Genomic DNA, 24,878 nt, shown 5'->3' with positions numbered 1-24,878 from the left:
CCTCGCCGCTTTTTCAGTGCGAGTGCAACGCCGGGCGGAGTAAATCACCGCCGCCTGCCATCGATCCAATTCAAAAATCTTCGATGTTGTATTGAGCAGAGCTATACATCATCGCGTCACGCAGCGGGGTCAAGCCGCGATCAAACCGCGCGGTTCGAGAACGCCATCACCCCGTCGTCCACGCGCCCGAGGCGCAGCAGGAGGATGTCGCGCAGGTAGTTCTGGTGCAGCTTCCACGGCGTGTGCGCGCCCTGCTTCGGAAACTTGTCGAGCGAGCGCTGCACGTAGCCCGAGCTGAAATCGATCCACGGTTCGGGCGACAGGTCGGGGCCCGCGTTGTACGGCGTGCATTGCCGCCAGCCGTGCTTGTGCATGTGGTTCAGCAGCCGGCAGACGTAGGCGCAGGTCAGGTCGCACTTGAGCGTCCACGAGGCATTGGTGTAGCCGAAGGACGAGGCCAGGTTGGGCACGTCGCTGTACATCATGCCCTTGTAGTTGAAGGTCGCGGCGGGGTCGACGCGGCGGCCGTCCACGCTCAGTTCGATGCCGCCGAGCACCTGCAGTTCGAGGCCGGTGGCGGTGACGACGATGTCGGCCTCCAGCACGCGGCCCGACTTCAGTCGCAGGCCTTCGGGCGTGAAGGTGTCGATGTGGTCCGTGACCATCGAGGCGCGCCCCGCGTTGAGCGCGGCGAACAGGTCGCCGTCGGGCACGAGGCACAGGCGCTGGTCCCACGGGTTGTAGCGCGGCGTGAAGTGCGTGGCGATGTCGTAGCCGGGCCCGAGCGCGTGGCGCACGCCGCCCAGCAGCATGCGCCGGACGCGCGCCGGCTTGCGCCGCGCGAGCCGGAAGAACAGCATGCCGAGCGTCACGTTCTTCCAGCGCGTGAGGCGGTACGCGGCCATCGCGGGCAGCAGGCGCCGCAGGCGGTTGGCAATCGGGTCTTCGGCCGGGCGCGCCACCACGTAGGTCGGCGAGCGCTGCAGCAGCGTGACGTGCGCGGCGGTCTGGGCCATGGCGGGCACCAGCGTCATCGCGGTGGCGCCGCTGCCGATCACGACCACGCGTTGGCCGCCGTGGTCCAGGTCGGCGGGCCAGTGCTGCGGATGGACGATGCGGCCTTTGAAGTCGGCCATGCCGGCGAAGTCGGGCGTGTAGCCCGCTTCGTAGCGGTAGTAGCCGCTGCACAGGAAGAGGAAGTTGCAGCGCCACTGCACGAGCCGCTTGTCGGCCCCCTGCTCCACATCGACCGTCCAGCAGGCCTGCGCGCTTGACCAGGCGGCGCGCACCACGCGGTGCTGGTAGTGGATCTTGTCCTCTACGCCGTGCTGGCGCGCGGTGTCGCGCACGTACTGCAGGATCGACGGGCCGTCGGCGATCGCCTTGGCCTGCGTCCACGGGCGGAACACGTAGCCCAGCGTGTACATGTCGGAGTCGGAGCGCACGCCCGGGTAGCGGAACAGGTCCCAGGTGCCGCCGCTGCGTTCGCGCCCTTCGAGGATCGCGTAGCTGCGGCCCGGGCACTGCGCCTGCAGGTGGCAGGCGGCGCCGACGCCGGACAGGCCGGCGCCGACGATCAGGACATCGACATGCGGCGGCGCGTCGGCCGGTTGTGCTGCTTCCATCGGTGGTTTGTCTCCTGTCTCATGGCTTGTCGTTGTCTGGCTTTTCCACGGGCGTGCGCCGGATCATCAGCCAGGCGCTGACCGCACTCAGCACGGCCAGGCCGGCGCTCAGCAGCATCACCCAGCGAAAGCCCGCGACGAAGGATTCGGCCACGGCGCGCTTCACGGCAGCAACGGTGGCCGCATCGGCGCCCGGCGGCGCGCCGGCCGCGGCCAATCGGTCGCGCTCGGCGGCAAGAAAAGCCCGCACCTCGTCCGACGCGCCCATCGCCTGCAGCCGCTCGGCCAGCGCCGCGTCGAAGGCCCAGGCCATGATGGCGCCGAACACGGCAATCGCGAGCACCGCCGCCGCGCGCGACACCGCGTTGTTCACGCCCGAGGCCACGCCCGCGAGGTCGGGCCCCACCGCATTCATGACCGTGGTGGTGAGCGGCGCGACCGTCACCGTCATGCCGAAACCCAGCACCACCACGGCGGGCAGAAAGCCGCTCCAGTAGCTCGCGCCCACGCCCGGCAGCGCGAACAGCGCGAAGCCCACGGCCGCGATGGCCGGCCCGATGACCAGCGGCACGCGCGGCCCGAAGCGGTCGACCAGCTGCCCGGCCCAGCCCGAGAGCGCGAACATCAGGAAGATGAACGGCAGCAGCGCCGCACCCGCCACCGTGGCCGAATAGCCCTGCACCTGGATCAGGTTGAGCGGAAAGAAATACAGCCCGCCGCCCAGCGCCGCATACAGCAGCAGCGTCAGCAGGTTGGCGCCGCTGAAGTTGCCGATGCGCAGCAGCGACAGCGGCAGCATCGGTGTGCGCGCCCGGCGTTCGGCGACGACGAAGCCGATGCTGCCCGCGACACCGATGGCCAGCGCCGCGAGCACGGCCGGCGAACGCCAGCCCTGCGTCGGCGCTTCGATGAAGGCGTAGACGATACCGCCCAGTCCGGCGGTCGCCAGCAGCGCGCCCCACAGGTCGAGCCCGCCGCGCGCCGCGGCGCCTTTGCTCTCGGGCACGTGGCGGCGCACGATCCACAGCACCAGCAGCGCCATCGGCACGTTGATGAGAAAAGCCCAGATCCACGAGAAGTGATCGACCAGGAAGCCGCCCAGCACCGGCCCCACCGCCGCCGTGATGCCGCTGAAGCCCGACCAGGTGCCGATGGCCTTCCCGCGTTCCTTCTCGGGAAACGACGCGCTGATGAGCGCCAGGCTGCCCGGCACCAGCAGCGCCCCGCCGATGCCTTGAATCGCGCGTGCGGCGATGAGCTGCTGCACGTCGGCTGCGAGCGCACAGCCCACCGACGACAAAGCGAACACGACGACGCCGATGGCAAAGATGCGCCGCCGCCCGTAGCGGTCGCCGAGCGCTCCGCCCACCAGCAGCAGCGCCGCGAGCAACAAGGCGTACGACTCGACCACCCATTGCGCCTGGAAGGCCGTGGCATGCAGGTCGGCCTGGATCGCCGGCAAGGCGACGTTGACCACGGTGCCGTCGATGAAGGCCATGCTCGAGCCGACGATGGCCGCGGCGAGCACCCAGGGCTTGGAGACTTCGGGGCAGGCGCCCTCTTCCGTGGGAGATGGAGACCCATGCAGGATCAGCGTGTCGTCGCAGGGCGCCTTGCCGATCTGTGCCATGGGGCCTCCGTTCTAGCGAATGGTGGCGTGGAGCCTTCCCCCGTCGGGGAAAGGTGAAAGCCTCAGGTCGCGCACGCCGTCGCGCCCGGGTTCGTCAGCGCCGCGTTCACGCTGCGCGCCATGGCCGCCGCCGCCGCGGCCGTCACGCGCTGCGCGCCTTGCGCCAGCGCGTCCATGCCGCCGCCGGTGGCTTCGCCCGCGTCGAGCCGGCACACCAGCGTGCGTGCCTCGTCGGAGCGGCGCAGGGTCCAGGTGAAGCCGGCGTCCACGCGCCCGCCGTCCACCATCTCGAACTGGCGCACCTGCACCGCCACGCGCCACACGGGCTGCGAGGTCTGGCGGCCGCCCTGCGTGACGTCGAGCGCGCCGAGCCGGCTGGCGATGCCGCTGCCCAGCGCGTCGCGCAGCTCGTTCTCGAAGGACGAGGCCCAGCGGTGCTGCTCGAGCACGTCGACCTGCACGCCGCCGGTCGGGCGGCGCACCACCATCTGCGGGCGCGCGAGCCGCTCGGGCACGGCCACGGGCGCGAGCTCGATGTACAGCGGCGTGGCGGCATCGCTCTGGCGCGGCGCGGCATCGGTGAGCGCGGGCGGGCTGGCCAGCGTGTAGTAGCTGTCGGGCTTGCTCGCGCAGCCCGCCAGCACCAGCAACGCGGCGGCGCCCGCGAGCGCGAAGGTCGTCGTCGTCTTCATTTCTTGTCGTCCGGTTTGCCGCGCAGCAGCGATTCGGGATGGCGTTCGAGGTAGTCGGTCAGCACGCGCACCGAACCGGCGGCGCGCGTCAGCTCGCGCAGGGTCTGGCGCATGTCCTGCTGCAGCGGCGAGTCGTCGGCCAGCGTGCGTTCGGCCGAGTTGACGGTCTTGCGCACGTCCTTCATGGCGGCGGCCAGCTCGGGCGTCACGTCGCTGTTGATGCGGCTGACGGTCTGCTCGGTGCTGGTGAGCGTCTTGTTGAGCGTGGCCAGCGTGGTGCGCAGGTCGGTGGCGATCTGCTCGTAGGGCACCTTGTTGAGCTTGGTCGCGATTTCCTGCACCTGCGACTGGATTTCGTCCAGGCCGTTGGCGATGGTCGGCAGCTCGATCGGGCTCTTCGACAGGTCGATCTTCGCGGGCGGCGCCTTCGGGAAGAAGTCGAGCGCCACGTAGACCTGGCCGGTCAGCAGGTTGCCGTTGCGCAGCTGGGCGCGCAGGCCCTTCTCGGCCAGGAAGCGCAGCCGTTCCTGCTGCGTCGCGCGCGACTCCGTGGCTTGCGCACCGGCGCCACTTTCGCGGCGGCGCAGGCGGTCGGGGTAGATCTGCACCAGCACCGGCATGCGGAACTCGCGCTCGGCGCGGTCGAACTCGACGCCGATGGATTTGACCTCGCCCAGCACCACGCCGCGGAAGTCGACCGGCGCGCCCGGCGTGAGGCCGCGCAGTGACTGGTTGAAGTACATCAGCAGCGTCTGCGAGGGGCCGTCGGGCTCCTTCATGGCGGCGCTTTCGTCCTGCGCCAGCACGAAGGCGGTGTTCTCCTTGGCCAGCGGGCCCATGGCGTCGTCGGGCGCCTGGAAGGCGATGCCGCCGAGCAGGATGGTGGCCAGCGACTGCGTGCGCAGCGTGAAGCCGCTGGCGCTGAGCTGCGCGTCGATGCCGCTGGCCTGCCAGAAGCGCGTGTTCATGCCGACGAACTTGTCGTACGGCGCGTTCACGAACACCCGCAGCGTGACGCCGCGGCCGTCGCCGTCGAGCTCGTAGGCCGCGACCTGCCCGACCTTGATGCGCCGGAAGTACACGGGCGAGCCGACATCGAGCGAGCCCACGTCGCGCGCCCGCAGCAAAAACTGCTGGCCCGAGTCGCCGCGCGTGACGATGGGCGGCGCTTCGAGGCCGGTGAACTCGCCCGCGGTTTCCTTCTCGACGCCCGCGTCGGCGCCGATGTAGGCCCCCGACAGCAGCGTGCCCAGGCCCGAGATGCCCGACGTGTCCAGCCGCGGCCGCACCACCCAGAAGCGCGAGTCGGCCGAAGTGAAGCCCTCGGCGTCCTTGTTGAGCTGCACCAGCACGCGCACGTGCGAGCGGTCGCGCGCCAGCCGCAGGCTCTGCACCAGGCCGATCTGCACGTCCTTGTATTTCACGGCGGTCTTGCCGGCTTCGAGGCCTTCGGCCGTCTTGAAGGTCAGCACGATCTCGGGGCCGCGCTCCATGAGGATGCGGGCCACCAGCGTCACGCCGACCAGCGCGGCGACGATGGGAATCAGCCAGATCAGCGAGGGCAGCCATTCGCGGCGGCGCGCCACTTTCGGCTTCGGCAGCGCGGGCGGGGCCGACGCTGCCGGACGGTCTTGCGGTTGCGTGTCTTCTTCACTCATGCGATTTTTTCTTCCCTGCTTTCAATCTGTCGTTCGTCCGTGTCGGCTTGCGGCACCGGGCCGTCCCACGTCAGGCGCGGGTCGAAGCTCAGCGAGGCCAGCATGGTCAGCACCACCACCGCGCCGAAGGCCGCGATGCCCACGCCCGCGGTGATGACCGCGAAGCCCTGGATCTGCACCAGCCCGGTCAGCAGCGACACCACGAACACGTCGAGCATCGACCAGCGCCCGATGATCTCGATGATGTGATACAGCTTGGCCCGCTCGCGCCGGCGCCAGTTGCTGCGCCGCTGCGCCAGCACCACAAGCAAGAGCAGTACCGCCAGCTTGAACAGCGGCACCAGGAAGCTCGCGATGAACACGATGGCCGCCAGCCCCCAGGCGCCCGACACCCAGAAGTAGATGACGCCGCTCAGGATGGTGTCGTACTGCGCGCCGAACAGCGTGCGCGTGATCATCACCGGCAGCAGGTTGGCCGGGATGTACATGATGCAGGCCGCGATCAGGAAGGCCCAGGTGCGGTTCAGGCTCTGCGGCTTGCGTGTGTGCAGGTGCGTGCCGCAGCGGGCGCAGGCGTCGCCATCTTCGGCATCGCGCCAGACGGCCGTGCAGTGCGTGCAGACATGCAGGCCGAGCCCGGCGGCCGTCGGCACCGGGTTCTCGTGGTCGTGCTCGTCGTCGGCCTGCGCCTCCCAGGGGCGTGCCGAGGCCAGGCGGGCGGGCAGCCCGCGCATGTTCATGCGCGCACCTCCGGCGCGGCTGCATCCTCTTCATCGGCTTTGCGGAAGGTCATCTCCCAGAACGCACCGGGGTTGAACGACAGCACGGCCGTGAGCGTCACGGTGAGCGCCACGAAGGCCCACAGCGCGGGCCCCGGCACCACCGTCGCCATGCTCGACAGCTTGACGATCGCCACCAGCACGCCGAGCAGGAAGACCTCGATCATTCCCCAGGGCCGCAGCGACTGCATCATGCGCACCAGCACCGCAAAACCCCAGGGCCGGTGCGCGCGGGCCAGCGGCACCAGCAGGTAGGCCAGGATGCACAGCTGCAGCAGCGGAAACAGGATGGTCGTGGCCAGCACCAGCAGCGCCACCGGCGACATGCCCTCGGCGCTCAGCACCACCACCGCGCCGGCCAGCGTGGTCTGGCTGCGCAGGCCCTGCAGCTCGATCTCGACGATGGGAAACAGGTTGGCGATGGCGAACATGATCAGGCTCGCGACCGTCAGCGGCAGGATGCGCCGCTGCTGCGCGCCCGGGTGCCGGTCGAGCTCGGTGCCGCAGCGCGGGCACTCGGCCACGTCGCGCGGCGCCAGCGGCGTGCGGGCGTAGACCGCGTCGCAGCCCGGACAGACCACGGTGTCAGGTACTTCCTTCATGAGGCCGTACCCTACCTTATTCAGGCATGCGGACTTGTCGTCTTCAGCCGCAGACTGCTGAAAACCGCCGCCACCGCCGCGCAGCCCGCTGCCAGCACCAGCGCCACCACCGGGCCATGCCCGCCGTGCGGGCTCCAGACGCTGAATACCGCCGCCAGCACCACGGCCCCGAGCGTCTGCCCCGTGAGCCGCGCCGTGCCGAGCATGCCGCTGGCCGCACCACTTCGGTGCGCCGGTGGCGAACTCACGATGGTGTGGTTGTTCGGCGACTGGAACAGGCCGAAGCCCAGGCCGCACAGCGCCATGCGCCAGGCGATGTCGGCATTGCCCGGGTGCGCCGGCAGCGCCGCCAGCAGTGCCAGGCCCGTGGCCAGCAGGCCCAGGCCGATGCCGCCCAGCAGCCCGTCGGGGTAGCGCCCGATGAGCCGCCCGGCGATGGGCGCCATCACCACGATGGCCAGCGGCCACGCCGTGATCAGCAGGCCGGCCTCGATGTGGCTGCGGCCGTACACGTCGAGCAGCAGGAACGGCAGCGCGATGTAGGCAAGCATCTGCGCGCAGAACGCCGCCACCGAGGTGCCCATCGACAGCGCGAACACCGGGATGCGCAACAGGTCGATGGGAAAGAGCGGCACCGCCTGCGTGCGCTGGCGCCGCAGGTAGACGAAGCCCACCGCCAGCCCGGCCGCCAGCGTGGCCCAGGCCGACCACGGCGTGCCCGTGGCCTGCACCCCGCCCTCGCGCACGCCCAGATGGTCCACGCCGAGGAAGACCAGCGAGAACATCAGCACGTTGAGCGTCACGTCGACCAGCGAGAAGCGCGCGCCCGCGGCCGGTGCCGAGCGGTTGAACGGCAGCGCCCGCATGCCCAGCGCGAAGGTGACGATGCCCAGCGGCACGTTGATGGCGAAGAGCCACGGCCACGACGCCACCGACAAGATCGCCGCCGCCACCGAAGGCCCGGCCACCGACGAGGTGGCGACCACCAGCGAATTGATGGCCATGCCCCGCCCCAGCTGCGCCGAGGGGAACGTGAGCCGCACCAGCGCCGCGTTGACGCTCATGATCCCCGCCGCGCCCAGCCCCTGCAGCGCGCGCGACGCGATCAGCGTGGCGAGCGAATTGGCGAAGGTCGCGGCCAGTGACGACACGGTGAACACCGCCATGCCCACGAGGTACACGCGCCGGTAGCCCACGAGGTCGCCCAGCGAGGCCAGCGGCAGCAGCATCACCAGCGTGGCGATCTGGTAGGCGTTGACCACCCAGATGGCCTGCGCCGGCGTGGCCTGCAGCTCGCGCGCAATGCCGGGCAGCGCGAGGTTGACGATGGTGCCGTCGAGCACCGAGACCGTGAGCCCGAGGATGATGACCAGCATCGCCCAGCCGCGCGCGGGCGCGGCCAGGCCGTCGAGCTGGGCCTGCGGGCCGCTGCCTGTCATGGCGATCGTCATGTCAGGCCTCCTGCGCCCTGCCCCCGGTCGGCTCGGAGCGCACGCCGCCGAGCGTGAGCCAGGTCAGCACCAGCGCGATGAGCGCACCGGCCGCCATGCCCGCCACCATCGGCAGCGGACGGCCGTTGGAGAACAGGCCCACCACCGCCATCGCCAAGGCGCCGGTCAGCATCTGCAGCGTGCCCAGCAGCGCCGAGGCCGTGCCGGCGATGGCGCCGTGCATCTCGAGCGCCAGCACGCCGGTGGTCGGGATCACCAGGCCCATGAAGCCCGAGGCGATGAAGTACAGAACGATCAGCACCCACAGGTTGTCGCCGCCCATCGCGAAGTACACGAACATGGCGACCATCGCCACGCCGCAGCAGGCCACGCCGAACTTGACGAGGTTGACCAGCCCGTAGCGCTCGCCCAGCGAGCCTGTGAACTGCGAGGCCGCGATGAAGGCCGCCGCGTTCACGCCGAAGGCCACGCTGTACATCGCGGGTGACAGGCCGTAGTGGTCGATCATCACGAACGACGAATTGGCCAGGTAGGTGAAGAAGCCCGCCATCGCGAAGCTGCCGATGAACACCAGCCCGAGGTAATGCCAGTCGCGCAGCAGCAGCCAGTAGGCCGACAGCGCGCTGCCCAGGCTGCTTTCGACACGCTCCGAGGCCGGGCGTGTTTCGTCGAGCAGCTTGACCATCATGGCCAGGCCCGCCACCGCGGCGATGGTGACGGCCCAGAACACGCCGCGCCAGCCGGTGAAGGCGATGACCAGGCTGCCCGCGAGCGGCGCCAGGATGGGCGACACGCTGAACACCAGCATCAGCAGCGACATCAGCCGCGCGGCGTCGGTGCCGGTGTGCAGGTCGCGCACCACGGCGCGCGGAATCGCCATGCCGGCGGCCGCGCCCAGGCCCTGCACGAAGCGCAGCGCGATCAGGGTCTGGATGTCGGTCGCCAGCGCGCAGCCCACACTGGCCAGCGCGAACAGCACCAGCCCGGCATACAGCGGCGGCTTGCGCCCGACCATGTCGGAGATCGGGCCGTAGAGCAGCTGGCCCGCGCCGAGCGACAGGAAGAAGGCGGTGAGGCTCATCTGCACCGCGCCGATGTCCGCATGCAGGCTTTGCCCGATGGCGGGCAAGGCCGGGAGGTACATGTCGATCGCGAAAGGCCCGATGGCGGAGAGCAGGCCCAGCAGCAGGGCCATCTTGAAGAACGGAGAAGAACGCATTGGGTCGATTGTGGCGAAGGCTCGCAATCGGTGCAGGCGTGGGGTCGGCGGCTTTCGCCGCTAGTGCATTCGTTCTACCGGACGGTACGCCGCGCCTATTCAGTACAGCGTGGCCTGCTGCCGCGCGGGCAATTCGCGGTCGTAGGTGGCGCCGTCGAAGGCGGCATCAGTCAGCGCGGAAAGGATGGCGCCCGGCGTCGGCACGGTGCGCGGTGCGTCTCCCGACACCGGCACCCAGAGCTTCGAACGCTGGATCGCGCGGGCGCACTGGAAGAACACGGTCTCGACGGCGACCTCGATCACACACTGCGGCGCGCGCCCTTCCACCGCGAAGCGCGCCAGCAATTCGGGTGCCACGCTGATGCGTGCGCGCCCGTTCACGCGCAGCGTCTCGCCCACGCCCGGAATCAGGAACAGCAGGGCCACGCGCGGGTCGGCCACGATGTTGCGCAGGCTGTCGATGCGGTTATTGCCGCGCCGCTCGGGCAGCAGCAAGGTCTTGTCGTCCTGCACCGCGACGAAGCCCGGGGCGTCGCCGCGCGGCGAGGCGTCGAGCCCGCCGGGCCCGGTGGTCGCGAGCACCGCGAACGGTGATGCGGCGATCAACGCCTGGTAGCTCGGGTGCAGGTACGGCACTTCTTTCTTGAGCGAAGCCTCGCCCGGCTGGCCGAACAGGGCTTCGAGTTGGGCGACGGTGTCGATGGTGGTCATGGGGCGATGTTCTCCTGGATCGGGGTGGATGGCGATGCGCGCCGGACACAGGCCAGCGCCGCCACCGCCAGCAACAGCGCGGCACTGCCGTAGATCCACGGCGGCGAAGCAATGGGCAGCAGCACGCCGGCCAGCAAGGGTCCGGCGCCCGCGCCGATGTCGCGCCAGACCGCGCGAGCCGCCAGCGCCCGCACGCGCTCCGGCCCGGGCGTGCGACGCGCCACGATGGGCGGCAGGAGCGGCAGCTGCAGCGCGCGCAGCACCACGATCAGCGCCGCGCAGCTCCACAGCCAGCCCAGGCCGAAGCCCACGAGCGCGAGCGACGTCACCAGCGACAGGCTCACGAGCAGGCGCTCGGCGCCGAAGTGCTCCGCCATGCGTCCGCCCACCGGCCCGAGAAAGATTTCGGCGAGGTAGCGCAGCGCCATCAGCACGCCGGCCACGATCACCGCGCCGCCGGGCAGCAGGTCCTTGCCGAGGTACGACAGGCCCACGATGAACAGGCCGTCGAGCGCCAGCCCTTCCATGAACGACCAGCCGTCGAGCGCGTTCGGCCGCGAGAAGCGCCGCGTCGGCGCGGCACTGTGGTGCGGCTTCGACGGCAGCCGCCGCGTGACGAACAGCGCGAGCAACGACACCACCGCCAGCACGCCGAAGATCGCGCGCGGCCCGACCGTGTACGCCAGCAACGCACCGAGCGGCAGCGCAAGCACCGGCCCGGTCGCGATGAAGGCGCGCGACCGCCCGCTGCGCCGCGCGGCACCGAGCGGGTCGGCCGTGGCCAGGGCCTGTGTCGACAGGTTGAGCGCCGCGAAGCACAGACCCCAGGTCAGCCGCAGCGGCAACAGCGCCCAGAACCCCGAGAGCGTGGCGTAGCCCAGCCCGCAGCAGGCGGCGGCCACCACGGCCAGCGTGCAGCTCGCCCGGTCGCCATGGCGCGCATAGAAACGCGCCACCCAGCCGTAGCCCGCGATGCGCACCAGCCGGTTGGCCGCCAGCAGCAGGCCGACCTCGGCCAGCGAGACGCCGAACTGCGACGCGTACATGGGCAGCAGCAGGTAGAGCACCACGTCGGCCGGCAGCGAAAGGCCGAGCGCCATCGCGGCGTGGCGGGAATCCAGGTCGGTGGAACGGACGGGAACGGCGGGAGAAAGCGGTGGTGCAGCGGACATCGAGCCCGTATCGTGCCCGCTCGCGACGCCCACCGACAAACGACATTCCCGCGCGGCATGCGTGAGAAAATCGCACGCATGCCGCTTCGCGAACCGCCCCTCCATGCCGTGCGTGCCTTCGTGGCGGCGGCCCGCCACCTGAGCTTCACGCGTGCCGCGGTCGAACTGCACGTGACGCACAGCGCGGTGAGCCGACAGATCAAGAGCCTCGAAGCCTGCCTGGGCGTGGCGCTGTTCGAGCGCCGCATCCGGCAGGTCACGCTGACGCCCGAGGGCCAGCAGTTCTTCGCGGAAACCGAACCCGCGCTCGCGCAGATCCACGCGGCGGCCCGCGCGCTGCAGCTGCAGGGCCCGGCGCGCGCGGTGCGCATCAACGTGCGGCCCTCGTTCGCGGTGCGCTGGCTGATTCCCCGGCTGCCGTCGTTCGTGGAACGCCATCCCGATATCGAGCCGCAGGTCGTCACCAGCACCGTCATGCCCGAGCAGGCCACGGACAGCTTCGACATCGCCGTGCGCCGCGGCCTCGAGGGCTGGCCGTCGTCGATCCAGGTGCGGCCTTTCCTCGAAGACGAAGTGCTGGTGGTCGGAGCGCCCGCGCTGTTCAAGGCGCAGCCGCTGCCCGACCTGCGCGCCCTCGCCTCGCATGTGCTGCTGTCGGCCCGCACGCGCAAGGACGACTGGGACGACTGGAAGAAGCAGGTCGGCGCACCGCGCGCGCGGCCGGCCGGGCGGCTGCAGTTCGATCACCTGCACTTCGTGCTGCAGGCCGCGGTCGACGGCCTGGGCATCGCGCTGGCGCCGACCTCGCTGGTGGCGCACGACCTGGCCTCGGGGCGGCTGCAATCGCCGTTGCCTGGGTTGCGGATGACGCTGGAGCGCTACTACTACGGCCTCGCGCCCGACGCGGTGCCCGAGGCGGTGTGCGTGGCCGAGTGGTTCGAACAGATGAACGCGGGCTGAGGCTTCCACGTCCGTAAACGGCCAGCGGCAGACGGGCGCGGCCCCGAGGATGCGGTCTTTCTCTTCGTGTGCCGCCCGATGCCCTCGCCTCTACCCCGCTCCTTCTCCCACCTTGCCTGGGCCAATCTGGCGGCGCAGTCCGCCGAACAACTGAGTCTCGCGGCCGTGCCGCTGGTGGCCGTGCTCGCGCTCGGCGCCGGGCCGGGTGAGATCGGCTTCCTGGCGGCGGTGCAGACGCTGCCCTTCCTGCTGGTCTCACTGCCGATGGGCCTGCTCGCGGACCGCATGTCGCGCCGTCGCCTGATGGTGTGGGCCGAGGGCCTGCGCGCGGTGTCGCTGCTGGCCTTGCTCGGCATGGTGCTGTCGTCGACGCTGGGCATCGGCGGGCTGGCCGTGCTCGGGTTCCTCGGCGCGGTCGGCACCGTGGGCTTCAGCGTCGCGGCGCCCGCGCTGGTGCCGGCCCTCGTGCCGCGCGACGCGCTGGCGCGCGCCAACGGGCGGCTGGAGCTGGCGCGCAGTGCCGCCTTCACGGCCGGGCCCGCGCTCGCGGGCGCGCTGGTCGCGTGGGCCGGTGCGTCGTCGGCCTTCGTGCTGGCGGCGGTGCTGTCGGTGGCGGCCGTGGGCCTGTTGCTGCGTTTGAACGAAGCGCCCCGCCCTGCAGCCCCGTCGCGCCATCCGCTGCGCGACGTGCACGATGGCGCGCGCTTCGTCTGGCAACACGCGTTCCTGCGGCCGATGCTGATGACCGGCGCGGTCTTCAACATCTCGTGGTTCGTGCTGCAGGCGGGCTATGTGCCTTATGCCGTGCGCGTGCTGGGCCTCGGCGCGCAAGCCGTGGGCTTCACGCTCGCGATGTACGGTGCAGGCATGGTGGTCGGTGCGCTGCTGACTTCGCGTGTGACGGCGCGGCTGCCTTTCGGTCGCGCGATCCAGGTCGGGCCGGCGGTCGCGGTGGCCGCCGCCGCGACGATGGCGGCCACGCTCGTCGTGCCGACCGCCTCGCTGGCCGCGCTCTCGTTCTTCCTGTTCGGCGCGGGGCCGATGGTCTGGGTCATCACCTCGACTACGCTGCGCCAGAGCGTGACGGCCTCGGCGATGCTGGGCCGGGTGTCGGCGGTGTTCCTCACGGTGAATGCGGGTGCGCGCCCCGTGGGCGCGACGCTCGGCGGTCTGGTCGGCGCCTTGTGGGGCGAGCCGGCCTGCCTGCTGCTGGCGCTCGCGGGCTTCGTGCTGCAGGCCGCGATCATCTTCGGCTCGCGCATCGCAGGACTGCAACAACTGCCCGTGCCGGCAGCCTGACCGTTCCAGCTCAGAACAGCGAGCGCGTTCCGCTCGGCGTGGCGCCTTCGATGTCGAGCATGCGCAGCTTGGTCAGCGCGCCGCCGCCCGCCGAGAAGCCGCCCGGCTTGTTGCCTGCGGCCAGCACCCGGTGGCACGGCACGACCGGCGCGAAGGGGTTGTGGCCCATGGCCTGGCCGACCGCGCGCGACAGGCCCTTGTCGCCAAGTTCTTCGGCCACCTCGCCGTAGGTGCGCGTCTGCCCCGGCGGAATGCGCCGCGCGATCGCATAGACGCGCTGATGGAATTCGGACACGCCGCGCATGTCGAGCTCGATGTCGCACAGGTCGTCGGTCGCGCCTTCGAGCAGCGCCTGCACACCCGCGATGGCGTGCTGCGCGCGCGGCGACGGCGGGGCTTCCTCCAGATCAGGAAAGCGCCGGTGCATGCGCGCACGCGTCGCGGCCTCGCCCCGTTCTTCGGGCAGTTGCACACCGACCAGCCCCTGCGTCCCCCAGGCCAGCGCGCACACGCCGATGGCGGTCGGGAACAAGGCAAAGCCGGATTCGGAAGGGGATGCGGCAGTCATCGAGGCATTGTGATTCAAGGTTGAAAAACGGCGCGCGGACATGGGCGCGAAGACCTCTTCCGCAAAAGAGCAAAAGTACCAGCCAAACACCCCGAAATACCAGACTTTCATTCGGCGCTTCGAGGCATTTCCGCTCATCCTTTCGAACGCGCCGAACGTCGGCAAGCCGTTGTCGGACATGTGCATCGCCCCCTAGTCTCGCGCCCAGAAGTTGTCGGCTGAAATTCCAAAACAACAGGGAGACACATGCACATGAGGCCACGCGATTCTTCGCGGCCGGCGCGGCTGCGCGACCAACGCGGACTGACGGCCATCGAGTTGATGGTCACGCTGGCGATCCTCGCGATCCTGATCGGCATCGCGGCGCCTTCGATGACGCGCTTCATCGTGCAATGGCGGCTGTCCAACGCCGTCAACGCCGTGACCGGTTCGTTGCGCACCGCACGCACCGAAGCCATTGCCCGCGCAAGACCCGTCGTCGTCTGCCAGTTGCGCGCAGGCACCGCGGTCGAGTGCGAAACCGGCTCGGGCGGCAACGATTTCGCGGCCGGCTGGATCGTCTTCGCCAAGAACGACCGCGACGGCGACTTCGCCTATTCCGAGTCGACAGACGAAGTGCTGTTGCGACAGGACGCACTGCCTGGCATCGCGAAGATTGCTCTGGGCAAAGCCGGACGCTTTGTCTTCCTGCCCAATGGTCTGGTGAGCTCGGGGAGCAACAGCATCACGGTCGAGGCCCCCGGTTTCGAAACAGCCAGTGCCACCCCATGGGCACGCAAGACGCTGTGCATCAGCAAGCCCGGGCGCATCCGCTACGCCGCGGAGGGTGAAGACTGTTCGGGCAACGACGAATGAAGCGCCCCACACAACAGCGCGGCGCCACCCTCATCGAGGTGCTGGTCGCCATCGTCATCCTGGCCATCGGCCTGTTCGGCATGGCCGGGCTCACGTCGGCGGCCCTCAAGTACAACCAGTTCTCGCGCATGCGCGCCACCGGCCTGAGCCTGGTGAACGACTACGCGGAACGCGCCCGCGCCAACCTCGCGGGCTTTGCCGGCTACACCCACGCCAAGGCCTACAACGCCAGCGCGCGCGAAGCGGCCTCCACGGACCCCACGCCGCCGCCAGCCGCGTGCGAGGTCGACACCTCCGTTCCCGACAAGCCGGTCAACACCTGCGGCGCGGCCATTGCCGCCTACGACCTCGCGCAGTGGCTCACGAATGTCGGGAACCGACTGCCCGGCGGCACGGCCTACGTCACGACGGAACTGGTCGACGCGGCCTCCGGCGTGAACGGCCTGCCGGCCACGCGCGTGCTGAACATCTGGCTGATCTGGCGCGCCATCGCGGAGGACGTGGGCTTCGGGCTGCACCAGGCCTGCCCCATCGCCGGCGCCAACATCGCGGCCCCGGCAGAGGTGAACTGCATGTATTTCCGGATCACGCTGTGAGCGCCGTCTTCACTGTTCCCCCGCGCAGGCGCAACCCGGTCCGTGGCTTCACGCTGATCGAACTGATGATCTCGCTGACGATCGGGCTGGTGATCCTGGCAGCCGCCCTGTCCACGTTCTCGACCTCCAGCCGCAGCAGCCAGTTGTCGCAGGCCGAGACGCAGTTGAACGAGGACGGCATCCTCGCGCTCAACCTGATCCAGCAGCAGCTCAAGCAGGCCGGCTATTCGCAGCAGCTCATCCCGAGCAACGGCGCCACGGTGATGGGCAACTACGCCGGCCCCGCCGTGCGTGGATGCACCGGCGGATTCACCGACGCCGCAGCCGCCTTCGACAAGCTGTCGTGCACGGGCAAGGGCAGCGACGCCATCGCCATCCGCTACGAAGCCACCACCGACAACACCATGCCCACGGGCACCGACGCCAAGCTGGCGACGAACTGTCTGGGCAACGGCATCAACGCGCTCACGCCGTCGCAGGTGAACCCGTCTCCCACGCCGGCACCCGGCGCGCCCCCACCCGCCAACTACGCACTGGCCGACAACCGCTATCTGGTGACAGACGCGAGCACGGCGCCGATGCTGTCGTGCCGCGGGATAGAAAAGCGCGACACCGTCAACGCCATCGGTGCCTCGCAACCGCTGCTCGCCAACGTCGAGAGCATGCGCATTCTGTACGGCGTGGCCAGCCGTCCCAGCATCGAACTGGCGGCCACCTACGACCCGCTGCGACACCAGATCGTCAAGTACCTGGATGCCGCGGGTGTCGATGCCCTGCCCGGCAGCGGCGTTCTTGCCGATCTCGCCGAAGACCGTTGGAGCCGCGTGCTGAGCGTGCGCGTGTGCCTGCAGATGCGCAGCGACCGGCCGGTGCGCGACGTGCCCGACGGTGGCCTTGCCTACAAGCGATGCGACAACACCGACCGCACCGGCACCGACGGCTACCTGCGCAGGACCTTCACCACCACGGTGCTGCTGCGCAACCGCCTGATCACCCCATGAACACGAAGCCATCCCCTCTTCCGCGCCGCATCGCCGGCCGTGCGTACGAACGCGGCGTCGTACTGATCGTCACGCTGATCCTGGTCGTGATCCTGTCGCTGGTCGGCACCTTCGCGATCCGCAATGCCACGCAGAGCGAGCGCAGCGTGAACGGCATCCGTTCAACCGAGGTCGCGCGCGAGGCCGCCGAGACCGCGCTGCGTTTTTGCGAACAGGTGGCCATCTTCGACGGTGACGACAAGGACTACACCGAGTACGCCTCCGTCGGCATGCGCGCCCGGATCATCACGACCCCCATCGGCTCGGAGTTCGACGAAACCGCGGCATGGCGCAAGAAGGCCAGCTGGGTGGGCAACAGCGCGATCGTCGTTCCGAAGGCCTACGTCAACAAGAAGCCCACCGGCACCACGGTCGACGCGACGCCCCTGGAGATCGAACCGCGCTGCCTCATCCAGAAGATCGCCACCACCTCGACGCCCAGCCTGACCGGCTACCTGATCACCGCCCGGGGCTTTGCCAACAACGCCAGGTTCGAGACGTCGACCGGCATCGCCACCCAGGGCGCCGAAGCGTGGCTGCAGTCCGTGCTGACGCGCAACAAATGACTCCATGACCTTCATCGCCATGCCACACCTGCCTTCTGCTTCTTCGCGCTCCCGCCGCGGCTTCACGCTGATCGAAGTCATGGTCGTCGTCGCGATCGTCGCCATCCTGGCCGCCATCGCGCTGCCGAACTACCAGGAGCACGTGCGCCGCTCCAAGCGCGCCGAAGCCCAGGGCATCCTGATGGAGGCCGCGCAGTTCATGCAGCGCTACTACTCGGCGAACGACCGCTACACAGCTGCCGCGGGCGATGCCGGCGAGGAGACCGAGCAGAAGAAAGGCGCAGAAAGCCTGTTGCCCAAGGCCTTGCAGCAGTCACCGAAGTCCGGCGCCGCCAACTACACCATCGCCGTCTTCGCGCGCGACACCCCACCCAGCTACATCCTCAAGGCCACCCGCACCGGCAGCATGACCGGCGATCGGTGCGGCACGCTGACCTTGAGCGGCCTGGGTGTGAAGGACATGGACGACGAGGTCGCGGGACTGCTGACGAAGGAGTGCTGGCGATGAATCTCGCACGCCTCGTCAGCACCCCACTTTCAACCGCAGGGAAAACCGCATGACCGCCACGCGCCCGTTTCTTGTTCCGGCACCCGCCAAGGCCGCACGCACGCTGCGAACCTTCGTCAGCCTCGCTGCCGCGTGGGGCGCGGCGCTTCTTTCCATCGGCGACGCGCTGGCCGCCACGACGCCAAGCCAGGCCCCGCTGTACAACGCCGTGCCGGGCGCCAAGCCCAATCTGATGTTCGTGCTGGACAACTCCGGGTCGATGGACGACGAGATGCAGGACGGGTATGCGGTCAACGACCAGTGCAAGGGAGAAGAGAAGGATTGCAGGGGCAAGTACGGGTGGTATTCGATGCGGTCCAGCAACATCAACACCCAGTACTACAACCCGGCGATCACCTATAGCGCCAGAGTTGATGCAACCGGAAAGGAAAAGCCCAACCCGGTTTCTTTCATCAACAACCAGTCGTCCACCGACAGAAGGCCTTTGCACGAAGCGGGGACGACGACAAGCACCAAGAAGTTCACCTACGTTCTGTGCAAGAACAACGACTGTTCCACCGAGGCCAATCGAACAGTCAGCACCATCGGGGCGCTCGATGTCGGCGATGTCCCCTTGCCACCCGGACACAGGCGGACCGACTGCGGGAGCGCCAACGAATGCCCCGCGGCGCTGGAGCGCAAGAACATCGCGAACTGGTACACGTGGTACCGCAACCGCGCACTCGCCGTCAGCACCGCGCTGGGCCTAGCGATGCAGAGCTACGACAACAAGTTCAGGGTCGGGTACGTTCAATACAACCAAAGCGTGGCGGAAGTAGATCCGAGAAACCCGGCCAAACCCGCCGAGCACATCGTCAGCGGCGTCAACTACTTCAAGGACGAGTCCACCGCTTCGGGGCAGAAATGGAAGTCCAGGTTCTATAGCTGGATCTACGACATCGTCCCCAACGGAGGAACGCCGAGCCACAACGCCCTGAGACTCGCCGCCGACTATTACGCCGGAAAGGAGACCGCGACCTATGCGACCTCCTCGCTGACCCACCCCTGGAAGAACGATCCCAACGACGTGACGAGCGGTGAATTGAGCTGCAGGCGCGCCTACGCCATCGTGCTGTCCGATGGCGCCTGGAACTCGGGTACGGCGCAAGACATCGACACTCGCTTCACAGCCACGACCGCCAGCACCAACTACGACGGCAAGCCTGCCGGAAGTGCAGCGAAGTTCAAATACGACCCCAAGGGCGCTCCCGCCCGCGACAGCCTGGACCTGCCCCAAAGGTTGAGCGCCAGAAACCTCTACATCCCCTACAGCGATGGCGGCACCAGCAGCAACGGTTTCGCCGACCTCACGGCCCGCTACTTCTGGCACACGGATTTCTCCAACACCCTGTCCAACGACGTGCCACCCGTGGAGGGCCAGCACAACCCCACCTTCTGGCAGAACATGACCACGTACACCATCGGCTGGGGCCTCACGCCCTCGGGCGACTCACCCCTCAAGAAAGGGCTGACGTGGGCGCAGATCGAGAAGTACAACAGCGACTGGCTCGCGGGCAATCCGGTCACGCCGCCGCAGTGGGCAACCGGCAACCTGAACCTCGACGGATCGGACGCGGGCGACGCCCGGCGCGTCGACGACTTCATCCGTGCCGGCTTCACCGGCGGCGGCCGTGCCTACAGCGTGTACTCGGGCGAGGACGTGCGCCGCGCGCTCGACAACGCCTTGAGCAGCATGGTCGGCTCCGGCAACGACGCCGGCGTGGCGGTATCGGGCAACAGCAACGAGTTCCAGACGCTGCAGGGCCAGTACAAGTACACGACCGAGTACCAGACGGCCGACAACAGCGGCGACATCAAGGCCTTCGCGCTGAATGCCGACGGCGCCAACGCTGTCTTCGACGATGCCGGAAAGCCGAAGCCAGCCTGGTCGGCCAATGCCAGGATGACGGCCGTGGACAAGCGCACGATCCTTGCCCTCTCGAACTACGACCCCAACGCCCCCGGGAGCGCCCAGCGCACGGCGCTCACCTACGGCACCCGGCTGAGCGACCTGCCGAACGATCTCCAGGCCCTGCTGAATGCCGACAAGCAGCAGTCCACCGACGAACGCTTTGTCCGCTACCTGCTGGGCGAGGACCCGCAGAAGGATGCCGACGGCACGGTCTACCGGCTGCGCAGGCAGCCCATCGGCGCCTCGGTCAACTCGCCGCCGGTGTTCGTGGGGGGACGCTTCGACATGGGCTACGGCACCTTCGGCTCGGTCGACGGCAAGGACACCTACCCCGATTACAAGGCACTCAAGACCACGCGCCCTCCCACCATCTTCGCGGCCACCAACAACGGCAAGGTCCATGTGCTGAACGCCGGCAGGAGCGACGCCGCAGGCAGCGAGCTGGCCGCGTTCATGCCCAAGGGCGCCATGGCCTCGCAGATCGACCTCGCCAGCGCGAACTTCCGCTTTCGCTACACGCTCGACGGCCCGCTGGTCGAGCAGGATGTGTACGACAGGAACGGCCAGACCCCGGCCGGCGAAAAGAACACCTGGCGCCAGCTGGTGCTGGGCACGGGCGGACGCGCGGGCCCTTTCATGTACGGACTGGAATCGCCGTTGAACAACGCCGACCGGACCCCGGGCAAGGAACACTTCCTCTGGGAAGTGAACAACAAGCACAAGGACTATCCCCACCTGGGCCATGTGACCAACAACCCCGCCGCGGGCCAGCTGGACGACGGCACCTGGGTGATGCTGACCGGCAACGGCCACTACCCCGAAACGCAGAAGGTCGGGCTGTACGTGGTGGAGGCGCTCACCGGCAAGCTCAAGCAGTTCATTCAACTCCCCACGGGCTATGGCGGCGAGGTCAGCGGCGGCAACCGCGGCCTGGGCGGCGTGGTCGCGGTGCGGGACAGCACCCGCCGCATCGTGGCGGCCTACGCCGGCGACGCCAATGGCAACCTGTGGCGCTTCGACCTGCGAAGTGCGAAGCTCGCGGCCTCGGTTCCCAGGCGGCTTTTCACCACGCCATTGGGCAAAAAGCAGCCTATCTACGCGGCGCCGACCTGGCAGGTCCACCCGGGCGACGGAAGCACGTGCACCTACAGCGCCACCTCGCAGTGCGGCGCCATCGTGGTGATCGGCACGGGCATCCTGCTCGACGAGGACGACCTGGCCATGCCGGCCACGAAGCAGGCCCTCTACGGACTCTGGGACCAGACCCCGATCGGAGGCGACGACAAGGCCGGCGCCGTCGCGCTCAGCACCTCGAACCTCGTGACGCAAACCATCATTCCTGTGGCGAAGACCGGCGCCGGCATCGAGGAGGGAAAGGACTTCTACCAGCTCAGCACGAATGCCGTCGATTGGAAAACCAAGAAGGGATGGCAACTGAACCTCGGCACCATCACCCACCCCGGCGCGATGGCCAACGGCGAGCGCGTGGTCGGCGACCTCGCCAACCTGGGCAGCAGCGTGATCGTCTCGTCCTTCCTGCCGGAGGACAAGAAACAGGGCATCGAATCCTGCACGGCCACGGGCAGCCTGCCCAACATCATCTACGTGCTCGACGCACTCACCGGCAAGAACAAGAACTCCTTCGACGTGGATGGCAACGGCAGCTTCGACGCGTATTCGGTCGTCTCGATCCCTAGCGGCGGCTTCACGCGCGGCAACGTGAACTCGCGCAACATGGTCGGCCAGCCCAACGAAGGCCAGCCGGACGGCAAGCCCAGGAGCAGCTGCACCAACGAAACCGGCTTTCTCACCGGCGTGGGCGGCACGCAGAAAGCCGGTGACGGCTGCCCGGACTCCCGCACCTGGCGCCGCAGCTGGCGCCAGGTGGTCTCGCCACCCTTCTGAGTGCCGAAAGAGAAAACCGCAGCCGCCTCAGAGCATCATGTGCCGCGCCAGCAGCACCGCCACATGCACCGCCTCGCGCTGCGCGCCGTCGCCGATCTGGTGCCTGCAGCTCGTGCCGTCCGCCACCACGATCGCATCGGGCCGCGCACGGATGGCCGGTAGCAGGCTCGCCTCGGCCATCTGCATCGACACCTCGAAGTGGCTCGCCTCGTAGCCGAAGCTGCCGGCCATGCCGCAGCACGAGCTCTCGATCAGCTCGGGCTCGGCGCCCGGAATCAGCTTCAGCACCTCCATGATCGGGCTCACCGCGCCGAAGGCCTTCTGGTGGCAGTGGCCGTGCAGCAGGATCGGTGCGGTGGCCGGCTTCAGTGCAAGTTCGAAGCGCCCTGCCTTGCGTTCGCGGGCGATGAACTCCTCGAACAGCAATGCCTGCTTCGCGACGGCCTGCGCCTTGTCGCCGAAGCCCATCACCAGCGTTTCGTCGCGCAGCGTGAGCAGGCACGAGGGCTCGAGCCCGACGATGGGAACGCCGGCCTGCGCCAGTGGCAGCAGTGCATCGATCAGCGCCCCGGCGCGAATCTTGGCCTCGTCCACCATGCCGCTGGCCAGGAAGGTCCGGCCGCAGCAGTGGTGCCCGCCGCCCTTCTCCACCGTGTGCAGCGCATAGCCCGCGGCGTGCAGCACGCGCGCCGCCGCAAAGACGTTCTCGCTTTCGAAGGTGCCGTTGAAGGTGTCGACGAACAGCACGGCGACCTTCTCGCCGCGCGCCGCCGCAGCCAGCACCGAGGCCTGATCGGAAAACAGGCCGGCCGCCACCGCGGCCTTCGTCCGCCAGAAGGTGTCGGTGCGCCATTCGGGCAATGAGCGCTTCGCCGAAAAGCCCAGCATCTTCTCGCCCAGCCATGCCGCGCCCGGCACGCGGTTGCGCAGGTTCAGCAGCCAGGGCATTCGGCTGGCGCGGTGCGCGTAGTCGGGCATGTAGGCGACCAGCTTGTCTTTCAGCGTGTGGCCATGGCGCTTCTTGTAGTGGTCGAGAAACTCGATCTTCATCTTCGCCATGTCCACGCCGGTCGGGCAGTCGCGCTTGCAGCCCTTGCAGCCCACGCACAGGTCCATGGTCTCGTGCATGGCCTCGCTGGTGAAGGCGTCGGCGCCGAGCTGGCCCGACAGCGCCAGGCGCAGCGTGTTGGCGCGGCCGCGCGTCAGGTGCTGCTCGTCGCGCGTCACGCGGTAGCTGGGGCACATGGTGCCGGCGTCGAACTTGCGGCAGTGGCCGTTGTTGTTGCACATCTCCACGGCCTTGGCGAGGCCACCGGTGCTGTCGCCGCCCGTGCCGGGCGCGGTGGTCACCTCGGTCACCGGGTCGGCGTTGACGTTCCAGCCCGACCAGTCGAGCACGGGCTTCAATTCGATGCGGCGGTACGGCCTGGGCGCCGTGGGCGGCGCAAAGCGGAACAGCGCGCCGTCGTCCATGCGCGGCGGGTCGATGATCTTGCCGGGGTTGAACAGGCCGATCGGATCGAGCTGCTGCTTGATCGCGCGAAAGGCCTCGTTGATCGCCGGCCCGAACTGCCATTCGATCCATTCGCCGCGGCACAGGCCGTCGCCGTGCTCGCCGCTGAAGGCGCCCTTGTACTTGCGCACGAGCGCGCTGGCCTCTTCGGCAATGGCGCGCATCTTGGCCGCACCGTCGGCGCGCATGTCGAGAATGGGCCGCACATGCAGCGTGCCCACCGAGGCATGCGCATACCAGGTGCCGCGGCTGCCGTATTTGGCAAACACCTCGGTCAGCGCGTCGGTGTATTCGGCGAGGTGTTCGAGCGGCACCGCGCAGTCCTCGATGAAGCTCACGGGTTTGCCGTCGCCCTTGAGGCTCATCATGATGTTGAGACCGGCCTTGCGCACCTCCCACAGGTTCTTCTGACGGCCGTCGTCGGGCATCTCGACCACGCTGCCGGGCAGGCCGAGGTCGCCCATCAGTTCGATCAGCCGCTTCAGCTGCGGCAGCAATGCGGCCTTGTCGGCGCCCGAAAACTCGACCAGCAGGATGGCGGCGGGCTTGCCGATCAGCGCTGTTTCCACGGTCGGCTTGAAGGCGGGGTTGGCCAGGCTCAGCTCGATCATCGTGCGGTCGACCAGCTCCACCGCCGTCGGCCCGAGCTTCACGATGTGCTGCGCCGCGTCCATGGCCGCATGGAAGGTCGGGAAGTTCACGATGCCCAGCACCTTGGCGCGCGGCAGCGGCGCCAGCTTGAGCTTCAGGCTGCGGGTGTAGGCCAGCGTGCCTTCGGCGCCGATCAGCAGGTGCGCGAGGTTCACGCTGCCGTCGGCCGTGTACGGCTTCTCGCTCTGGTTGTCGAAGATGTCGAGGTTGTAGCCCGCCACGCGGCGCATCACCTTGGGCCATTGCTGCGCCATGGCGTCGCGGTGCTCCTGCGCCAGCCCGTGCACGAACTGCGCGATGCCCGCCGCGCGCGCACCGAGCGTGCCCACCGGACCGAACTCAACCAGCTCGCCGCTCGACAGCCACGCGCTCGCGCCCAGCACGTTGTGCACCATGTTCCCGTAGGCGATGGAGCGCGAGCCGCAGGAGTTGTTGCCCGCCATGCCGCCCAGCGTGGCCTGTGCGCTGGTCGACACGTCGACCGGATACCAGAGCCCGTGCGGCTTCAGTTGCGCGTTCAGGTGGTCGAGCACCAGGCCCGGCTCGACCGTGGCGGTGCCCTCTTCCACATTCACCTCGAGCACCTTGCGAAAGTGCTTGCTGTTGTCGATCACCAGCGCCGCGCCCGTGGTCTGGCCGCACTGGCTGGTGCCGCCGCCGCGCGCCAGCACCGGCACCTTCAGGTCGCGCGCGATGTCGATGGCGGTGGCGATGTCGCGCTCGTTCGTGGGCACGAAGGCGCCGACCGGCGTGATCTGGTAGATCGACGCGTCGGTGGCGTAGCGCCCGCGCGAACCGTCGTCGAACAGCACCTCGCCCTGCGTGTCGGTGCGCAGCCGGCGCGCCAGCAGTTCGCAGGTGTCGTTGGGCGGAAGAACGGTTCCGGCTGGCTGCATGTGGCTGGCGGGATCGATGCGCATGGTGGGG

The 24,878-nt window shown here is 69.0% G+C and carries 20 protein-coding genes; 8 read left to right on the top strand and 12 right to left on the bottom strand.

Translation table 11 applies throughout. The annotated features are described in order from the left end of the window. Positions 1–140: 140 nt before the first annotated feature. The 10 genes from AC1RLW_RS04490 to AC1RLW_RS04445 all read right to left on the bottom strand — a co-directional run bounded on the left by AC1RLW_RS04490 (position 141) and on the right by AC1RLW_RS04445 (position 11,539). On the bottom strand, positions 141–1,625 hold the full coding sequence (locus tag AC1RLW_RS04490) for a flavin-containing monooxygenase (protein WP_493192318.1): 1,485 nt from the start codon (positions 1,623–1,625) through the stop codon (positions 141–143). A gap of 19 nt (positions 1,626–1,644) precedes the next feature. Further along, positions 1,645–3,255, bottom strand: coding sequence for an MFS transporter (locus tag AC1RLW_RS04485; RefSeq protein WP_493192317.1), 1,611 nt, complete (start codon positions 3,253–3,255; stop codon positions 1,645–1,647). A 62-nt stretch (positions 3,256–3,317) separates the two neighbouring features. Next, positions 3,318–3,947 (bottom strand): PqiC family protein, encoded by a 630-nt coding sequence (locus AC1RLW_RS04480; protein ID WP_493192316.1) that lies wholly within the window; start codon positions 3,945–3,947, stop codon positions 3,318–3,320. Then, entirely contained in the window at positions 3,944–5,605 is a 1,662-nt protein-coding gene (locus AC1RLW_RS04475; protein ID WP_070060642.1) for a PqiB family protein, read from the bottom strand. Before AC1RLW_RS04475 ends, AC1RLW_RS04480 begins: the two co-directional genes overlap by 4 nt. After that, on the bottom strand, positions 5,602–6,339 hold the full coding sequence (locus AC1RLW_RS04470; RefSeq protein ID WP_493193053.1) for a paraquat-inducible protein A: 738 nt from the start codon (positions 6,337–6,339) through the stop codon (positions 5,602–5,604). Before AC1RLW_RS04470 ends, AC1RLW_RS04475 begins: the two co-directional genes overlap by 4 nt. Before the next feature lie 2 nt (positions 6,340–6,341). Next, positions 6,342–6,986, bottom strand: coding sequence for a paraquat-inducible protein A (locus AC1RLW_RS04465; protein ID WP_062480238.1), 645 nt, complete (start codon positions 6,984–6,986; stop codon positions 6,342–6,344). Positions 6,987–7,006: 20 nt separating this feature from the next. Next, positions 7,007–8,437 (bottom strand): MFS transporter, encoded by a 1,431-nt coding sequence (locus tag AC1RLW_RS04460; protein ID WP_493192315.1) that lies wholly within the window; start codon positions 8,435–8,437, stop codon positions 7,007–7,009. A 1-nt stretch (position 8,438) separates the two neighbouring features. Beyond that, the gene (locus AC1RLW_RS04455; protein ID WP_167395025.1) at positions 8,439–9,656 is read right to left on the bottom strand and encodes a multidrug effflux MFS transporter; all 1,218 of its coding nucleotides are present in this window, start codon (positions 9,654–9,656) and stop codon (positions 8,439–8,441) included. Between the two features lie 99 nt (positions 9,657–9,755). After that, a complete protein-coding gene (locus AC1RLW_RS04450) occupies positions 9,756–10,367 on the bottom strand; it encodes a pyridoxamine 5'-phosphate oxidase family protein (RefSeq protein ID WP_493192314.1) in 612 nt (203 codons plus the stop codon). Next, complete coding sequence (locus AC1RLW_RS04445; RefSeq protein ID WP_070060646.1) at positions 10,364–11,539, bottom strand: MFS transporter; 1,176 nt, start codon at positions 11,537–11,539, stop codon at positions 10,364–10,366. The genes AC1RLW_RS04450 and AC1RLW_RS04445 overlap by 4 nt, the downstream gene beginning before the upstream one ends. Before the next feature lie 78 nt (positions 11,540–11,617). Here AC1RLW_RS04445 and AC1RLW_RS04440 point away from each other — a divergent pair, with 78 nt between their 5' ends. Both AC1RLW_RS04440 and AC1RLW_RS04435 read left to right on the top strand, forming a co-directional pair. Continuing rightward, positions 11,618–12,499: a LysR substrate-binding domain-containing protein gene (locus tag AC1RLW_RS04440; RefSeq protein ID WP_095947606.1), complete on the top strand. Its 882-nt coding sequence runs from the start codon at positions 11,618–11,620 to the stop codon at positions 12,497–12,499. A gap of 78 nt (positions 12,500–12,577) precedes the next feature. Further along, positions 12,578–13,798: an MFS transporter gene (locus tag AC1RLW_RS04435; RefSeq protein WP_493192313.1), complete on the top strand. Its 1,221-nt coding sequence runs from the start codon at positions 12,578–12,580 to the stop codon at positions 13,796–13,798. A gap of 10 nt (positions 13,799–13,808) precedes the next feature. On the opposite strand, the gene AC1RLW_RS04430 is transcribed toward AC1RLW_RS04435, so the two are convergent. After that, a complete protein-coding gene (locus AC1RLW_RS04430) occupies positions 13,809–14,366 on the bottom strand; it encodes a methylated-DNA--[protein]-cysteine S-methyltransferase (RefSeq protein WP_493193052.1) in 558 nt (185 codons plus the stop codon). Between the two features lie 246 nt (positions 14,367–14,612). On the opposite strand from AC1RLW_RS04430, the gene AC1RLW_RS04425 reads away from it, so the two are divergent. The 6 genes from AC1RLW_RS04425 to AC1RLW_RS04400 are packed head-to-tail and all read left to right on the top strand — an operon-like array spanning position 14,613 to position 21,787. Continuing rightward, positions 14,613–15,221: a GspH/FimT family pseudopilin gene (locus tag AC1RLW_RS04425; RefSeq protein WP_493192312.1), complete on the top strand. Its 609-nt coding sequence runs from the start codon at positions 14,613–14,615 to the stop codon at positions 15,219–15,221. Further along, positions 15,218–15,817 carry a type IV pilus modification protein PilV gene (gene pilV, locus AC1RLW_RS04420; protein WP_493192311.1) on the top strand — a complete coding sequence of 200 codons (600 nt, stop codon included), beginning with the start codon at positions 15,218–15,220 and terminating at the stop codon, positions 15,815–15,817. The genes AC1RLW_RS04425 and pilV overlap by 4 nt, the downstream gene beginning before the upstream one ends. Then, complete coding sequence (locus AC1RLW_RS04415) at positions 15,814–16,818, top strand: PilW family protein (RefSeq protein ID WP_493192310.1); 1,005 nt, start codon at positions 15,814–15,816, stop codon at positions 16,816–16,818. Before pilV ends, AC1RLW_RS04415 begins: the two co-directional genes overlap by 4 nt. Further along, the gene (locus AC1RLW_RS04410; RefSeq protein ID WP_493192309.1) at positions 16,815–17,423 is read left to right on the top strand and encodes a pilus assembly PilX family protein; all 609 of its coding nucleotides are present in this window, start codon (positions 16,815–16,817) and stop codon (positions 17,421–17,423) included. Before AC1RLW_RS04415 ends, AC1RLW_RS04410 begins: the two co-directional genes overlap by 4 nt. Positions 17,424–17,427: 4 nt before the next feature. Continuing rightward, a complete protein-coding gene (locus AC1RLW_RS04405; RefSeq protein ID WP_493192308.1) occupies positions 17,428–17,931 on the top strand; it encodes a type IV pilin protein in 504 nt (167 codons plus the stop codon). A gap of 49 nt (positions 17,932–17,980) precedes the next feature. Continuing rightward, positions 17,981–21,787 (top strand): pilus assembly protein, encoded by a 3,807-nt coding sequence (locus AC1RLW_RS04400; protein WP_493192307.1) that lies wholly within the window; start codon positions 17,981–17,983, stop codon positions 21,785–21,787. A gap of 27 nt (positions 21,788–21,814) precedes the next feature. Here the strand turns inward: AC1RLW_RS04400 and AC1RLW_RS04395 are convergent, their stop codons facing one another. Then, positions 21,815–24,871 (bottom strand): FAD-binding and (Fe-S)-binding domain-containing protein, encoded by a 3,057-nt coding sequence (locus AC1RLW_RS04395; protein WP_493192306.1) that lies wholly within the window; start codon positions 24,869–24,871, stop codon positions 21,815–21,817. Positions 24,872–24,878 lie beyond the last annotated feature (7 nt).

The sequence above is a fragment of the Variovorax sp. GW822-FHT04A09 genome, assembly GCF_058801005.1.
Note: the sequence above shows the minus strand (reverse complement) of the source record. Positions and strands in the feature narration are given on the sequence as shown.

Coding starts and splice junctions, on each gene's coding strand:
- AC1RLW_RS04395 (WP_493192306.1), bottom strand. CDS start 24,871: ATGCGCATCGATCCCGCCAGCCACATGCAGCCAGCCGGAACCGTTCTT.
- AC1RLW_RS04410 (WP_493192309.1), top strand. CDS start 16,815: ATGAACACGAAGCCATCCCCTCTTCCGCGCCGCATCGCCGGCCGTGCG.
- AC1RLW_RS04465 (WP_062480238.1), bottom strand. CDS start 6,986: ATGAAGGAAGTACCTGACACCGTGGTCTGTCCGGGCTGCGACGCGGTC.
- AC1RLW_RS04455 (WP_167395025.1), bottom strand. CDS start 9,656: ATGCGTTCTTCTCCGTTCTTCAAGATGGCCCTGCTGCTGGGCCTGCTC.
- AC1RLW_RS04485 (WP_493192317.1), bottom strand. CDS start 3,255: ATGGCACAGATCGGCAAGGCGCCCTGCGACGACACGCTGATCCTGCAT.
- AC1RLW_RS04435 (WP_493192313.1), top strand. CDS start 12,578: ATGCCCTCGCCTCTACCCCGCTCCTTCTCCCACCTTGCCTGGGCCAAT.
- AC1RLW_RS04460 (WP_493192315.1), bottom strand. CDS start 8,437: ATGACGATCGCCATGACAGGCAGCGGCCCGCAGGCCCAGCTCGACGGC.
- AC1RLW_RS04440 (WP_095947606.1), top strand. CDS start 11,618: ATGCCGCTTCGCGAACCGCCCCTCCATGCCGTGCGTGCCTTCGTGGCG.
- AC1RLW_RS04450 (WP_493192314.1), bottom strand. CDS start 10,367: ATGACCACCATCGACACCGTCGCCCAACTCGAAGCCCTGTTCGGCCAG.
- AC1RLW_RS04475 (WP_070060642.1), bottom strand. CDS start 5,605: ATGAGTGAAGAAGACACGCAACCGCAAGACCGTCCGGCAGCGTCGGCC.
- AC1RLW_RS04480 (WP_493192316.1), bottom strand. CDS start 3,947: ATGAAGACGACGACGACCTTCGCGCTCGCGGGCGCCGCCGCGTTGCTG.
- AC1RLW_RS04400 (WP_493192307.1), top strand. CDS start 17,981: ATGACCGCCACGCGCCCGTTTCTTGTTCCGGCACCCGCCAAGGCCGCA.
- AC1RLW_RS04490 (WP_493192318.1), bottom strand. CDS start 1,625: ATGGAAGCAGCACAACCGGCCGACGCGCCGCCGCATGTCGATGTCCTG.
- AC1RLW_RS04445 (WP_070060646.1), bottom strand. CDS start 11,539: ATGTCCGCTGCACCACCGCTTTCTCCCGCCGTTCCCGTCCGTTCCACC.
- AC1RLW_RS04405 (WP_493192308.1), top strand. CDS start 17,428: ATGACCTTCATCGCCATGCCACACCTGCCTTCTGCTTCTTCGCGCTCC.
- AC1RLW_RS04430 (WP_493193052.1), bottom strand. CDS start 14,366: ATGACTGCCGCATCCCCTTCCGAATCCGGCTTTGCCTTGTTCCCGACC.
- AC1RLW_RS04470 (WP_493193053.1), bottom strand. CDS start 6,339: ATGCGCGGGCTGCCCGCCCGCCTGGCCTCGGCACGCCCCTGGGAGGCG.
- pilV (WP_493192311.1), top strand. CDS start 15,218: ATGAAGCGCCCCACACAACAGCGCGGCGCCACCCTCATCGAGGTGCTG.
- AC1RLW_RS04425 (WP_493192312.1), top strand. CDS start 14,613: ATGCACATGAGGCCACGCGATTCTTCGCGGCCGGCGCGGCTGCGCGAC.